Annotated in this window: 12 protein-coding genes; 5 read left to right on the top strand and 7 right to left on the bottom strand. The window is 71.5% G+C overall.

Annotation, left to right across the window (positions count from 1 at the left end; all coding sequences use genetic code 11):
* Positions 1-74 precede the first annotated feature (74 nt).
* Both AC3CF1_RS23490 and AC3CF1_RS23485 read left to right on the top strand, forming a co-directional pair.
* Positions 75-407 (top strand): helix-turn-helix domain-containing protein, encoded by a 333-nt coding sequence (locus tag AC3CF1_RS23490; RefSeq protein WP_141907871.1) that lies wholly within the window; start codon positions 75-77, stop codon positions 405-407.
* A 140-nt stretch (positions 408-547) separates the two neighbouring features.
* On the top strand, positions 548-1,189 hold the full coding sequence (locus tag AC3CF1_RS23485; RefSeq protein WP_354983442.1) for a DUF998 domain-containing protein: 642 nt from the start codon (positions 548-550) through the stop codon (positions 1,187-1,189).
* Here the strand turns inward: AC3CF1_RS23485 and AC3CF1_RS23480 are convergent.
* The gene (locus tag AC3CF1_RS23480; RefSeq protein ID WP_354983441.1) at positions 1,146-2,549 is read right to left on the bottom strand and encodes an NAD(P)H-quinone dehydrogenase; all 1,404 of its coding nucleotides are present in this window, start codon (positions 2,547-2,549) and stop codon (positions 1,146-1,148) included. The two genes, AC3CF1_RS23485 and AC3CF1_RS23480, sit on opposite strands and share 44 nt — an antisense overlap.
* A gap of 106 nt (positions 2,550-2,655) precedes the next feature.
* On the opposite strand from AC3CF1_RS23480, the gene AC3CF1_RS23475 reads away from it, so the two are divergent.
* Positions 2,656-3,111, top strand: coding sequence for a gamma-glutamylcyclotransferase family protein (locus AC3CF1_RS23475; protein WP_088946172.1), 456 nt, complete (start codon positions 2,656-2,658; stop codon positions 3,109-3,111).
* Positions 3,112-3,186: 75 nt separating this feature from the next.
* On the opposite strand, the gene AC3CF1_RS23470 is transcribed toward AC3CF1_RS23475, so the two are convergent.
* The 4 genes from AC3CF1_RS23470 to AC3CF1_RS23455 form a co-directional block, all read right to left on the bottom strand.
* Entirely contained in the window at positions 3,187-4,098 is a 912-nt protein-coding gene (locus AC3CF1_RS23470; protein ID WP_354983440.1) for a GNAT family N-acetyltransferase, read from the bottom strand.
* A gap of 108 nt (positions 4,099-4,206) precedes the next feature.
* Positions 4,207-4,941 (bottom strand): SCO6745 family protein, encoded by a 735-nt coding sequence (locus AC3CF1_RS23465; protein ID WP_488451267.1) that lies wholly within the window; start codon positions 4,939-4,941, stop codon positions 4,207-4,209.
* 104 nt (positions 4,942-5,045) lie between these two features.
* The gene (locus AC3CF1_RS23460; RefSeq protein WP_488451266.1) at positions 5,046-6,074 is read right to left on the bottom strand and encodes a hypothetical protein; all 1,029 of its coding nucleotides are present in this window, start codon (positions 6,072-6,074) and stop codon (positions 5,046-5,048) included.
* Positions 6,075-6,078: 4 nt separating this feature from the next.
* Positions 6,079-6,711, bottom strand: a complete 633-nt coding sequence (locus AC3CF1_RS23455) for an MBL fold metallo-hydrolase (RefSeq protein WP_088946168.1) — start codon at positions 6,709-6,711, stop codon at positions 6,079-6,081.
* A 93-nt stretch (positions 6,712-6,804) separates the two neighbouring features.
* Between AC3CF1_RS23455 and AC3CF1_RS23450 the strand changes: the two genes are divergently transcribed.
* Positions 6,805-7,767, top strand: a complete 963-nt coding sequence (locus AC3CF1_RS23450) for a DUF4349 domain-containing protein (RefSeq protein WP_488451265.1) — start codon at positions 6,805-6,807, stop codon at positions 7,765-7,767.
* On the opposite strand, the gene AC3CF1_RS23445 is transcribed toward AC3CF1_RS23450, so the two are convergent.
* Both AC3CF1_RS23445 and AC3CF1_RS23440 read right to left on the bottom strand, forming a co-directional pair.
* Entirely contained in the window at positions 7,724-8,983 is a 1,260-nt protein-coding gene (locus tag AC3CF1_RS23445; protein WP_088946166.1) for an amidohydrolase, read from the bottom strand. The genes AC3CF1_RS23450 and AC3CF1_RS23445 overlap by 44 nt on opposite strands.
* A 439-nt stretch (positions 8,984-9,422) precedes the next feature.
* Entirely contained in the window at positions 9,423-11,006 is a 1,584-nt protein-coding gene (locus tag AC3CF1_RS23440) for an acyl-CoA mutase large subunit family protein (protein ID WP_088946165.1), read from the bottom strand.
* A gap of 206 nt (positions 11,007-11,212) precedes the next feature.
* Here AC3CF1_RS23440 and AC3CF1_RS23435 point away from each other — a divergent pair, with 206 nt between their 5' ends.
* Entirely contained in the window at positions 11,213-13,282 is a 2,070-nt protein-coding gene (locus AC3CF1_RS23435) for a serine/threonine-protein kinase (RefSeq protein ID WP_354983435.1), read from the top strand.
* Positions 13,283-13,311 lie beyond the last annotated feature (29 nt).

Raw genomic sequence — 13,311 nt, 5'->3', positions numbered from 1 at the left:
TGGTACAAGACGGCGGTGCCGTTGGCGGATGACCGCTTCCAGGAGCACCTCTCCAGCCTGAAGGAAACGCAAAGATGACCGGTGGAGCTGACTGGCGGGACGTCAAGGCGAAGGCCCGGGAGCTCGATCCGTCCTGGGAACATCCGGACCGGGCTGCCCGGCGGGCTCAGCAGCGTGAGCAGATGCTGGCATCGGTCAGCGGCGCGCAGCTGGCAGAGATCCGCAAGCAGCTGGGGATGACGCAAACCCAACTAGCTGAAGCGGCGGGGTTGTCCCAGGCGAGGATCAGCCAGATCGAGAATGGCGAGCACACCAGCCTGGAAACCCTCCGCGCCTACGTCACCGGCCTGGGCGGTCACCTCGACATCGTCGCCCGCATCGGGAACATCCACCTGAACGTCGCTTGACCTGGTGTAGGTCATCTCAGGGCTCGGAGCTTGCCGCCGTACGGGACCAATGACGCCGTTGCCTCTAGGGGTGGTCCCGGGGGACGATTTCGGTGGCTGTCCCGGATTCGGCTGGGGTGCCCGCGGCGACAGGCTGAGGCATGCCTGTTACCCGGAGTACCGGCCTGCTGGCCCTGGGCGGGATCGCCCTGGCGGCGCTGCTCACCGTGATCGGCCACCTCGAAGTCAACGACGACCTCAACCCGTGGGCATTGACCATCAGCGACTTCGCGGTCTCCGACCGAGGCGGCGTCATCGACGTCGCCATGGTGGTGCTCGCGCTCGCCACTGTGGCGCTGCTGTACGGGCTGCGCCGCGCCGACCCACCCCGATCGCGCTCGGCTCGAACGGCCGAGCTGCTGCTCGGCGCATGGGTGGGTGGACTGCTGCTGGCCGCCGTGGTGCCGACCAACGAGCCGGGCACCGCCATGACCACCGCCGCCTACCTGCACCGGTACGCCTCGGTCGTCGCCTTCCTGGCACTCCCGGTCAGCGGTTGGCTGCTCGCCCGCCGGCCGGCCCTGACCCCCGCCGCCCGGACGCTACGAACTCTCGTCCTGCTCAGCCTCGCCTTGGCGGCGGCGATGATCTGGTCCGCCTACCCCGGCGACCGAATGCTCATCGGCCTGGCCGAACGCCTCCTCATCCTCGCCGAGGTAGCCGTCCTTGCCACGGTGGCGGTAACCCAGACCCGGCGGGTCACTCCAGCTCGTGGAGCATCAGCTGGCGTGCTGCTTCGGTGATCGAGCCGGAGAGGCTCGGGTAGATGGTGATGGTCTGGGCCAGCTCGTTGACCGTCAGGTTGTTCTCCACCGCCATGGTGATGGGCAGGATCAGCTCGCTGGCCTTCGGGGCGACCACCACACCGCCGATCACCTGACCACTCGCCGGCCGGCAGAACAGCTTCACGAACCCGTCCGAGAGGTCGTCCATCTTGGCCCGGGCGTTGCCGGACAGCGGCAGCATCACCTGCCGGGCCGGCACCTTGCCCGCGTCCACCTCGTCCTGCGAGACACCCACGGTCGCCAGCTCCGGGTCGGTGAAGACGTTCGCCGCGACGGTACGCAGCCGCAGCGGGCGAACGGCTTCGCCGAGCGCGTGCCACATGGCGATCCGGCCCTGCATGGCGGCGACACTGGCCAGCAACAGCACGCCCGTGCAGTCGCCGGCGGCGTAGATGCCGGGCACGTTGGTCCGGGAGGCCCTGTCGACTGTCACGTAGCCGCCCCGGCCCAGCTCCACTCCGTACTCGGCGAGGCCCAGGTTGGCCGTGTTCGGGATCGACCCGACCGTGATCAGCGCGTGCGAACCGGTCACCTTGCGGCCGTCGGAGAGCTCCACCTCGACACCGTCGGCGGTACGCCGGACCGCGTCGGCCCGGGAGTTGTTGAGGATCTCCATGCCCCGGTTGCGGAACACCCGCTCGATGGCGGACGCGGCGTCGGCGTCCTCGTGCGGCATCACCCGGTCCCGGCTGGAGACCAGGGTGACCTGGACCCCCATCGCCAGGTACGCGCTGGCGAACTCCGCGCCGGTCACACCGGAGCCGACCACGATCAGGTGCTCGGGCAGCTCCGGCAGGTCGTACACCTGGCGCCAGGTCAGGATGCGCTCACCGTCCGGTACGGCGGTGGGCAACTGGCGGGGTGTCGAGCCGGTGGCCACCAGCACTGTCGACGCGGCGATGGAGTATTCCGCGCCCCCGTCGGCGGGGGTGACGACGACCCGGTGGGTGTGCCCGAGGGAATCCTCGCCGAGCCGCGCGGTGCCGGCCACGAAGGTGACGCCCGCCTTGAGCAGCTTGGCGTGGATGTCGGCGGACTGCGCCAACGCCAGCCGCTTGACGCGTTCGTGCACCGCCCGGGCGTCGACGGTGACCGCCTCCAGGCCGTCCGAGTGCACCCCGAACTCCTCGGTGTCCCGGTAACCGGTCACCACTTGCGAGCTGGCGATGAAGGTCTTCGACGGCACACAGTCGGAGAGCACACATGCTCCACCGGCACCGTCGGCCTCCACCACTGTGACATCGGCGTCCAGCTGGGCGGCGACCAGGGCCGCCTCGTACCCGGCAGGCCCCCCACCGATGATCACGATCTGGCTCACAGCGTTCGCCCTTCGTCCATGCTCACAGTGACTTTCTTCTCCTGAGCGCATTCGACACGCACTGTCGTATTCTCCCCCACCCGTCCGCCGGGCTATCGTCATCGCCGTGCGTCATCACGCCGCCTACGGCTCAAATCTCGATCCCGCCCGGATGCGCGCCTACTGTCCGCATTCGCCGATGGTGGGCACCGGCTGGTTGGAAGGCTGGCGGCTGACCTTCGCCGGGGCTGACGTGATCGGCTGGGAGGGCGCGGTGAGCACCCTGGTCGAGTCTCCCGGTGACCGGGTCTTCGTGGCGCTCTACGACATCCACCCCTACGACGCGGGTCAGCTCGACGAGCTCGAGGGGGTGACCGCCGGCACGTACCGCAAGCTGCACGTCCGGGTCTCCACCCTCGACGGGGACGTGACCGCGTGGATCTACGTCTTCAACGGGTACGAGGGCGGCCTTCCGACCTCGTGGTATCTGTCCGAGATCGCGAACGCCGCCGAGAAGGCGGGCGCCCCGGACGACTACGTCACCGAGCTGCGGTCCCGCCCCACCGGCACCGCATCGGCGTAGCAGCGCGTATCGCACGCTCCCAGTCTGCTACCGCCGTCGACCGGATCGTCGATCGGGCCCGACCGGGGTCGTCAATCACACACCGGCGGCCGGGACGGAAAGCTCGTACATGTCGATCCACAGGGTTTCGCGCAGGCCCACCGACTCGTACAACGACAGCGGGGCGGTCGGGTTGGTGAGGTCCACACCCAGTCCGACGGACTGCCGTCCCTTCTCGGCGTAGCGGGCGAAGGCGCAGCGCAGCAGCGCCGCACCCACACCCCTGCGACGGTACGCGGACAGCACCGACAGGCTCTTCACCCAGCCCTGCTGCTGGTCGAGCGACTGGTCCGAGGACTGCAACGCGCCGACCGGCACCCCGTCCACCTCGGCGACGAACCACTCGTCCCAGGCGTTCAGGTCGCCGATCCGGGCCCGCCACCGCTCGTACGACACCGGCTCGTGATCGGCGGTGTCGGCGAAGGCGGTCTCGGTGATGCGGTGGAACTCCCGCAGGTCGGCCTCGTCGTCGGGGCGTACCTGCCGCACCGTCACACCGGACGGCCCGGCGGGCTGCTCGGGCAGGTCGGTCAGCGGCCCGCTCATCCGGACGTACCTCTTGACCAGGGTGAACCCGACCTCGCGCAGGCTCCGTTCCCAGTCACGTTCCGGCGCGAAGACCGCGCAACGGACGGTGAGCGACGGCAGTTCCCGCTCGGCGGCGCGCTCGGCGACCCGGTCCAGCTGTCGGGCCAGCAGCGGCGCCCGGACGGTCGCGGCGCGTACCGGGTCGACGTAGATCTCCACGAACTCCCGGCCGACCCCGGTGGGGTTGTCCACAGTCGCCCAGCCGACCACATCGCCCTCCGGGTCGACCGCCAGCCAGGAATCCCGGGCCGGGTCGAAGTAGGGGGCGGTCAGTGACGCGGCGACGTCCTCGGCATCGAAGTCGGGATGGCCAATGGCGAAGGTGTCGGCGGCGTGCACCACCGCCAGGATCGCGGGCACGTCGTCGAGGGTGGGCCTGCGCGTTGTCCAACCAGCGGGAAGAGTCACGGCAGAACATCCTGGCAGCCGACCTCGTCGGGCGCCGCCCATTTTTCGCCGGCGGGAGGCTCAGGCGAGGTGGGCCCGGGTGCGGTGCAGCAACTCGACCAACTCGTTGCCGTCGGCGGGGCCGAGGGCCGTGAACGCTGGCGCGGCCAGTCTGTTGGTCACGGCCTCCGCCCAGAGTCGCCGACGCACCAGCGGCCCGATCGGCGGGTACGGAGGCGACCAGCCGCAGGCCACCGCCCCGGCCTCCCCCTCCGGCCCGGACAGCACGGACTCCAGCGGGGTCATCCCGGCGGCGCGCACCGCCAACAGGTAGGCGCCGGTGAAGTGTTCGCGGAGCAGCCGCAGCCCGGCTGCGGTGCGGGCGCCCGCGGAGAGGTCCGGCAGGGGCATGGCCCGCCACGCGGCGAAGAGCGGCATCCCGCTGGCGTCCGCGGCCACCACCGCCCGCTCCACGAGGGTCGCCAGACGTTCGGTGCCGGGCAGAGCGCCGAGCTGCTGCGCCCCCCACCGACAGCACTCGGCGAGGCTCGCGGCGGCCACCTCGAACGGGGGCACGACCCGGCCTGCGGCGTCCCAGCCGTCGGCGACCGCGTCCGGGGCGATGAAGCCGAGAGCGGCGGCGGCCGTCTCGGCCCGCACATCGCCGAGGGCACCGGCCCGACCACCGATGTAGAAGGCCCAGCCGGAGATGCCGAGCAACCGGGCCCGGCGCAACGTGACCGGGTCCCGGCTGAACGCGTCGCCGAGATCGAGCACGACTGGCTTGCTGGCCGCGGCGGCCTGCTCCGGTGTCATTCGCGCGCCACAGTCGACCAGCCCGACCCGTCGCCCACGACGACTCCCCGATCCGGGGTCACCCGCCGTGGACGGTCCGCACACCCGTAGTCGTCCATCGATGGTCAGTCTGCCGCGCCAGCGCCCCCGTCCGCATCCCCCTCTTCGGCCGCCAGCGCCTCGATGGCCCCCTCCACCTCACCCGCGCGCCGCCGAGCCACGGTGACCGCCCGCTCCGCGGCTCGCCGAGCCAGCTTGGCGCGGCTGAGATCCTGCTCGGCGACCGCCCGCCGCCGCTCCAGCTCGGCCAGCTCGGCCTCGATCCCGTCGAGTACGGCAACGCCGTCCCGCTCCTGCCCGGCCGCCTCGGTCAGCTCGGCCTCGACGCGCTTCTGGTCGGCCTGGGCCAGGGCCAGCTCCCGTTCCAGGGCACGGCGCTGCCGGGCCCGCTCGGCGCGGGCCGCCCGCTGCGCAGCCCGCTCGGCCTGCTCGGCACGCGCCGCTGCCCGGTCCTTGCGGGAGGCGGCCCGGTCCGTGCCCGGTGCTGCCCGGTCCGTGCGGGTCGCCGGCTCGGGGCGCGCCCGCTGCGCACCGGGTCGGCGGGCCGGGCGCTCCTCCTCCTCCGGCTCCTCGTCGTCGCCGGTGACCAGCCGCAGTTGTGGGCGGGGCACCTCGCCGAAACCCGCGTAGCTGGCCGCCCGGAGCAGGCGGCCGGCCCGGACCTGCTCGGCGACCTCGGCGTCGGAGAACGCCGCGTTGAGGGTCGCCTCCACCTCGGCCAGCGGCAGTCGACCCGCCGGTGGCGCGTCCGGCTCCGCCGCGGCGAGCTTGCGGACCTCGGCAACCAGGGCACCGACCACCGCCCGACGCTGCGCGGACAACTCCCGCAGCCGGGGGCCACGCAGCTCCCGCTGGGCGGTGCGCAGCTCGTCGGCGAGCTCGACCAGGTCGGCGACCAGCTCGGGGCGCCTGATGGCGAGCAGGTTCACCAGCCAGGCGGCCACCGTCGGGCGACGGAGCCGGGCCAACTGTCGCGCGGTGCTCGGGTCGCCGGCTCGGCGGGCGTCGGCCACGGCGGCGTCCCGGGCGGCCACGAACCGGTCCGGTGGGGTGCGGTAGAGCTGCTGCACCAGCTCCGTCGAGGGGCCGGGCATCGGGTCAGACGTCCACCCGGCTACCGGGCTCCAGTCGCTGGTACTCGGTGCCGGACATCGCCGTGTACTGCCGGTTGAGCACACCCAGCCCGTTCTCGTTGAGCAGGGCGTCGTGCAGGGCGTACGCGCGCCGCGGCGCGACAGCCCGAATGAAGTCGAGCACCTCGGAGAACTTCGACCAGGGGGCGTGGATCGGCGCGAAGAGCGTGTCGACGGGTGTCTCGTCGGGCACCACCAGTGAGTCGCCCGGGTGGTAGACCGCGTCGTTGATCAGGTAACCGAGGTTGTCCACCACCGGGATGTCCGGGTGGATCACCGCGTGCCGCCCTCCGTACGCGCGGACGGCGACCCCGGCGGCGGTGAACGACTGACCGGCGGTGACCGGGTGCAGTGCCTCGGCCGCGTCGCCCAGGGCCTCGGCGAGCGAGGCGGGCCCGTGGATCGGGAACGGTTGCCGGTCGAGCTGCAGACGCACCGCCGCGAGGTCGAGGTGGTCGGGGTGCTCGTGGGTGATCAGCACCGCGTCCGCACCGTCCAGAGCCACCGCTGGATCGCCGAACATGCCGGGGTCGATGACGAGCACTCCCCCGTCGTGCTCCACGCGGAGGCAGGAGTGGGCGTACTTGGTGAGCCGCATCGTGACTCCTCGATTATCGAATCGTGACGTCCTCAGCGCAGTCTGCCGGAACCAGCCGACGCGTGCGCAGCGTCCGAGCTATCGCCACACCGGATGACGACGATGGGAGCGGGGATGGACGGCAAGGTGGTACGACGCCACGGCACACTGCTGGCGGCGACGGCGCTGGCGGCGACGCTGGTGCTGACGGGATGCGGCGCCGGCGACGACAGCGGGTCGAAGGATTCCGCGGGCTCGGCGGCCGAGGCGCCAGCAAAGGCCGGCGAGGCGAACAGGGACACCGCCGCGGACGCGGCGGGTGCAGCCGGAGCCGGCGCAGCGGACCTGCGGGTCGACCAACGGGCGATCATCTACACCGGAACGATGCGCGTGCAGGTGGACGATGTGGACGCGGCGGCCCGCGAGACCACCGCCATAGCCACTCGGGCCGGTGGCTTCATCGGGGGCGACCAGCGGCGCAGCGCCGACGCCGACGCGGTGGCGGAGTTGCAGTTGCGAGTGCCGGCGCCAAAGTTCGCCGGCGTGGTGGAGGAGGTCGCGAAGCTGGGTCGGCAGCAGAACCGGGAAATCAACACCCAGGACGTCACCGAGGAGACCGTCGACCTGGACGCCCGGATCACCAGTCAGCGGGCCCGGGTGGACAGCGCCCGCCGGTTGCTGACCCGCGCCACCTCGATCACCGACCTGGTGTCGTTGGAGAACGAGTTGGGTCGCCGGGAGGCCGACCTGGCGTCGCTGGAAGCCAAGAAGCGACGCCTGGCCGACCTGACCGCCCTGTCCACGATCACCGTGTCGCTGGCCGGGCCGGCCGCCAAGGCCGCCGACGAGAAGGCCGAGACCGGCTTCCTGGTCGGGCTCAAGGGCGGTTGGAAGGCGTTCGTCGTCTCGTTGACCGTCCTGCTCACCGTGCTGGGTGCGCTGCTGCCGTGGCTGGTGGCGCTCGGCGTACCCCTGGGGGTCTTGCTGGTGGTGTTGCGCCGGCGACGGAAGATCCCGGCTCTGGTCGGTCCGGTCAGCGCGCCGCCGCCAGTGCCCGCAGCGCGGTCTGCACCATGACGCGTACGCCGGCCGGGATGGCCCGCTCGTCCACGTCGAAGCTTGCGCGGTGCAGGTCGACGTTGGGGCCGGAGCGGCCCACGCCGAGGCGGGCGAGGGCGCCGGGGACGTACTCCAGATACCAGGAGAAGTCCTCGCCGCCCATGCTCTGCGGTGTCTCGGCGATCCCTTCCGGGCCGAGCGCGGCGCCGGTGGCGGCGGTGAGCACCTGGATGGCCCGCGAGTCGTTGCTCACCGGCGGCCGGCCGCGAAGGTATTCCAGGTCGACCGTTGCGCCGGTCGGGGCGATCACGTCCCGGACGACCTGAGCGACGATCTTGGGAGCCTGCTCCCAGGTGTCGCGGTCCATCACCCGCAGGGTGCCGGAGGCGCTCGCCTCGGAGGGGATGACGTTGTAACGGGTGCCGGCCGAGGCGTGGCCGAAGACCAGCAGCAGGCCACTGTTGGCCGGCACCCGGCGGCTGACCAGGGCGGGCACTTCGGTGATCAACCGGCCGAGCGCGTCGACCAGGTCGACGGTCAGGTGCGGACGGGCGGTGTGACCGCCCGGCCCGGAGAGCCGGACCGTGACGTTGTCGGCAGCCGCCGTGATCGGGCCGACCCGCAGGCCGACCTGACCCACCGGCAGGTTCGGGTCGCAGTGCAGCGCGAAGATCTGCACCACGTCGTCCAGGCCGCCCGCCTCGATGACCTCCAGCGAGCCGCAGGGCAGGATCTCCTCGGCCGGCTGGAAGATCAACCGGACCCGGCCGTCCAGCTCGCCGAGGTCGGCGAGCTGGGCCAGCAGCATGCCGACGCCGAGCATGATCGTGGTGTGCACGTCGTGGCCGCAGGCGTGGCAGACGCCCTCCACGGTGGAGCGGTACGGCACGTCCTTGATGTCGTCCAGCGGCAGGGCGTCGATGTCGGCGCGCAGCGCGACGACCGGGCCGTCGGGGCGGCCGTCGATGTCGCAGATCACGCCGTTGCCCTTGGGCAGCAGCCGAGGGTGCAGCCCGGCCAGCGAGAGCTCCCGGGCGATCAGGGCCGCCGTCTCGAACTCCGTGCCGGAGAGCTCGGGGTGCGAGTGGAGGTGACGGCGCGTGGCGATGAGCCCCGGTACCCGGAGGGCGAGGAGGTGGTCCAGGTCGCGGGGAAGGGGCTGGGACCCGGGTGGCGTCTCCGGCCAGGACGACGCCAGCTGGCCACCAGTGGGCAGCGTCAACGCACTCGTCACGTCGAATTCTCGATCACTAGAGATGGATGGATCATCGGGGACAGCAGACAGCCTAGACCTCCGGCGGTGACGCTGCGCAACCTCGTTACGGTGATGATCAGACCGCGTAGCGTCACGTATGCCCTGCTGAGGGCGCTCGGAGATGTGCGGGACAGCAGGTAGATCGTGCTCGAATGCCGTCATGCGCCCCTCACCTCCTACAACGCGTAACCAACCGTGGCGGTCGCGATTCCGGAGGGCCACTCCGGGACCTGTTGCAAATTGTCGCATTAGTCGGGGTGGTGAACTGACACTCCGACAATTAGCCGACCACACTCCGCGACGACCGGATTAGGACGCTCACACGCACGCGTCGACCACGGGCGCACACTGTGTGCGTCCGTGGTCGAAGGGGTACCCGCTGAACCGGACGGACACACGCCGTCGCGGTCGGCGACGGTCAGAAGCGATCGGTGGGCCGGTACAACCCCCACACCTCGCGCAACGTCCCGCAGACCTCGCCCACTGTCGCCCGGGCCCGCAGCGCCGCCTTCATCGGGTAGAGCACGTTGTCGGTGCCCTCGGCGGCGGCCCGCAGATCCGCGAGGGTGCGGGTCACCTCGTCGGCGTCCCGCTCGGAGCGCAGCCGCGCCAGCCGGTCAGCCTGGGCCGCCTCGATCGTCGGGTCGACCCGCAGCGGCTCGTACGGCTCCTCCTCGTCCACGGTGAACCGGTTGAGCCCGACGACCACCCGCTCGCCCGAGTCGATCTCCTGGGCGATCCGGTACGCGGACTGCTCGATCTCACGCTTCTGGAACCCGGCCTCGATCGCGTCCACCGCCGAGCCGTGGTCGGCCACCCGCTCCATCAACTCGACGGCGGCGGCCTCGATCTCGGCGGTCATCGCCTCCACCACGTACGAGCCGGCGAACGGGTCGACGGTGGCGGTGAGGTCCGTCTCGTACGCCAGCACCTGCTGGGTCCGCAGCGCGAGCCGGGCCGCCTTCTCGGTGGGCAGAGCGATCGCCTCGTCGAAGCTGTTGGTGTGCAGCGACTGGGTGCCGCCGAGCACCGCGCCCAACCCCTGCACCGCCACCCGGACCAGGTTCACCTCCGGCTGCTGCGCGGTGAGCTGCACGCCGGCGGTCTGGGTGTGGAAGCGCAGCATCATCGACTTCGGATCCTTGGCGCCGAAGTCGTCCCGCATCAGCCGGGCCCAGATCCGCCGGGCGGCGCGGAACTTCGCCACCTCCTCCAGCAGTGTGGTGCGGGCCACGAAGAAGAACGACAGCCGGGGCGCGAAGTCGTCCACGGCGAGCCCGGCGGCCAGCGCCGCCCGCACGTACTCCACGCCGTTGGCCAGGGTGAACGCGATCTCCTGCGCGGGCGTCGCGCCGGCCTCCGCCATGTGGTAGCCGGAGATGGAGATGGTGTTCCACTTCGGCACCTCCTTGCGGCAGTACGCGAACGTGTCGGCCACCAGGCGCAGCGACGGCTTCGGCGGGAAGATGTACGTCCCCCGGGCGATGTACTCCTTGAGGATGTCGTTCTGGATCGTGCCGTTGAGCGCGGTGCCGGGCACCCCGTTCTCCTCGGCGACGAGCTGGTAGAGCAGCAGCAGCACCGAGCCGGGCGCGTTGATGGTCATCGAGGTGGAGACCTTGTCCAGCGGAATGTCGGCGAAGAGCAGCCGCATGTCCTCGATGGAGTCGATGGCGACGCCCACCTTGCCGACCTCGCCGTGCGCGATCGGCTCGTCGGAGTCGTAACCCATCTGGGTCGGCAGGTCGAAGGCGACCGAGAGGCCCATCGTGCCGGCCCGCAACAGCTGGTGGTAGCGCGCGTTGGACTCGGTGGCGGTGCCGAAGCCGGCATACTGGCGCATGGTCCACGGACGGGAGGTGTACATCGTGGGGTAGACCCCCCGGGTGTACGGGAACTCGCCGGGGCTGCCCAGCCGGGAGTCCAGGTCCTCCGGAAGGTCGGCCTCGGTGTAGACGCCGTTGATCGGGAAACCGGACTCGCTTGACCGCCGTTCACTCATCCCCGGATGGTAGGACGCCTGGCCACACCCTCGCGTGAGGGATACCGCACAGTGCGTCCCGACCGGTCGACACCAGGTGAACGACAGGGCACGTTCTGTCGACTTCGATAAACGTCCGCCGCGTCGGCTTTCGCATCCGGCGTCGGAACCAGCAAGATAGGGGGGTTGTGTCCCAGCCCCCCTCGAATTCCCCCGGTGGCTTTTCTGTGACTCAGATCCCGACGTGGAGCGGCGGACCAGTTAGTCCCGCCAACGGACGAGCGGCGCCCGGCACCACCATTGGTGGCCGGTACTCGCTGCGGTCCTCGGTGGGCAACGGCGGCATGGGCACGGTGTGGCGTGCCACAGACACCCTGCTGCGCCGTGACGTGGCGGTGAAGGAGGTCGTCCTTCCTCCGGGTCTGGCCCCCAGCGACCGCGACGCCATGTACGAACGCACCCTGCGCGAGGCCCGCGCCGCCGCCGCCATCCAGCACCCCGCCGTGGTGCAGGTGTACGACGTGGTCACCGAGGCCGGCCGGCCGTGGATCGTGATGGAGCTGCTGGACGCCCGCAGCCTCGCCGACATGGTGATCGAGGACGGTCCGGTGGCACCCCGGGCCGTCGCCAAGATCGGCATCGCGCTGCTCGGCGCGTTGGAGGTCGCACACGCGATCGGTGTGCTGCACCGGGACGTGAAGCCCGCCAACGTGCTGATCTGCACCGACGGGCGCTGCGTGCTGACCGACTTCGGGGTCGCCCGGATGCCCACCGACGTCCAGCTCACCACCCCCGGCATGGTGCTCGGCTCACCACACTTCATCTCGCCCGAGCGCGCCATGGGCCAGGAGTTCGGGCCACCGAGCGATCTCTTCTCGCTGGGTGTGACGCTCTACACAGCAGTCGAGGGACGCCCCCCGTTCGACAAGGGCGACCCGATCGAGACCATGCACGCCGTGGTCGAGGACCCGCCCGCCCCACCGCAGCGCAGCGGCCCGCTGACCCGGGTGCTGATGGGTCTGCTGGAAAAGGACCCGGCGCGCCGGTTGGACGTGCACACCGCCCGGGCCATGCTGCGCGAGCTGCTCGCCGGCCCGTTGGGCAGCACCGCGACCGCCGTGCACTCGGTCACCGACCCGTACAACGTGGTGCCGGTGCAGCAGCGCCCGGCGCCCGTCCTGCCGCCGCCCCAGCCGGAGCCGAAGCCGGACAGCCAGATCGGCGGGCCCGCCATGCTGGCCCCCGGTGAGTCCCTGACCGACCGGCTGGCGGCGCTGAGCCGGGGCGAACGGCCGGAGCCGACCGGCACTGCCGGCGCCACCGGGCTCGACGAGACCAGCGCCGACGCGTTGGCCGGCCCGCTGCACACACCCACCGGCGCGATGCCCCCGCCCGGCCGACAGTCCGCTGGGCGCGCCTACGGCGGCAACGCGGACGCCACCCAGCGGGTGGACGCCGGCGCGCACCCGGACGCCACCCAGCGGGTCACCTACGGCACCCCGGCCGGTGCCACCCAGCAGGTCGGCTACGGCGGCGCACCGGAGGCCACCCAGCGCATCGGCGGCACCTACGGCGGCGGCAACCAGTGGTCGGTGCCGGGCACCGGCCAGCCCTGGGCCACGTCGCCCGCCGCTTCCGCCGGTGACGGCGGCGGCGCTCTGGGCAAGGTCCGCGCCACCGGTGGCCAGCTCGTCAGCACCGTCAAGGGCTGGCCGCGCAAGGTGCAGCTCGCCGCGGCCGGCGGGTTGGCCGTCGTGCTGCTGCTCACCGTGGTGGCGCTCTCCGGCGGCGACGACGCCCCGCCGAGCACTCCCCAGGCGCAGCCCACCCCGTCCGCCGCAGCGGTGCCGAGCGTCGAGATGCAGGAACACACCGCCCGGGGCATCCAGCTCATGGTGCCGAAGGGCTGGAAGAAGGCCACCGGCGGTTCCTACACCGACTACATCGACCCGGAGGACAGCGGCCGCAAGGTGCGCATCATCACCGAGAAGTGGTCCAGCGACTCCAACCGCTGGGCGGAGACGGCGGAGAACGGCCTCAAGACCAGGAGCACCTCCTGCGTCAAGCCGTACCAGCAGGTCAGCGCCACCGAGACCGAGCTGGCCAGCAAGCCGGCCGCCGAGTTCGAATACACCTGCGGCGAGGGCGACGCCATGCGGCACGGCGTCTGGCGTGGCGTGGCCGAGGGCGGCAAGGCCTACTCGTTCTACCTGACCTCGACGGACACCAAGTTCGCGGAGAGCAAGCCGATCTTCGACGAGATGGTGCGGACGTTCCAGCTCACCGGGGACGGCTGAGCCGGAGGGAACCGACAGCGGTGATCCGC

This window comes from Micromonospora sp. MGP-C2 (assembly GCF_057766525.1).
The sequence above is the reverse complement of the archived record's forward strand: the minus strand, read 5'-3'. Positions and strand labels throughout refer to the sequence as shown.

Bases quoted from the DNA above. Each gene is read 5' to 3' on its own strand.
- AC3CF1_RS23490 (WP_141907871.1), top strand. From the start codon at position 75: ATGACCGGTGGAGCTGACTGGCGGGACGTCAAGGCGAAGGCCCGGGAG.
- AC3CF1_RS23485 (WP_354983442.1), top strand. From the start codon at position 548: ATGCCTGTTACCCGGAGTACCGGCCTGCTGGCCCTGGGCGGGATCGCC.
- AC3CF1_RS23465 (WP_488451267.1), bottom strand. From the start codon at position 4,941: ATGACACCGGAGCAGGCCGCCGCGGCCAGCAAGCCAGTCGTGCTCGAT.
- AC3CF1_RS23460 (WP_488451266.1), bottom strand. From the start codon at position 6,074: ATGCCCGGCCCCTCGACGGAGCTGGTGCAGCAGCTCTACCGCACCCCA.
- AC3CF1_RS23455 (WP_088946168.1), bottom strand. From the start codon at position 6,711: ATGCGGCTCACCAAGTACGCCCACTCCTGCCTCCGCGTGGAGCACGAC.
- AC3CF1_RS23450 (WP_488451265.1), top strand. From the start codon at position 6,805: ATGACGACGATGGGAGCGGGGATGGACGGCAAGGTGGTACGACGCCAC.
- AC3CF1_RS23440 (WP_088946165.1), bottom strand. From the start codon at position 11,006: ATGAGTGAACGGCGGTCAAGCGAGTCCGGTTTCCCGATCAACGGCGTC.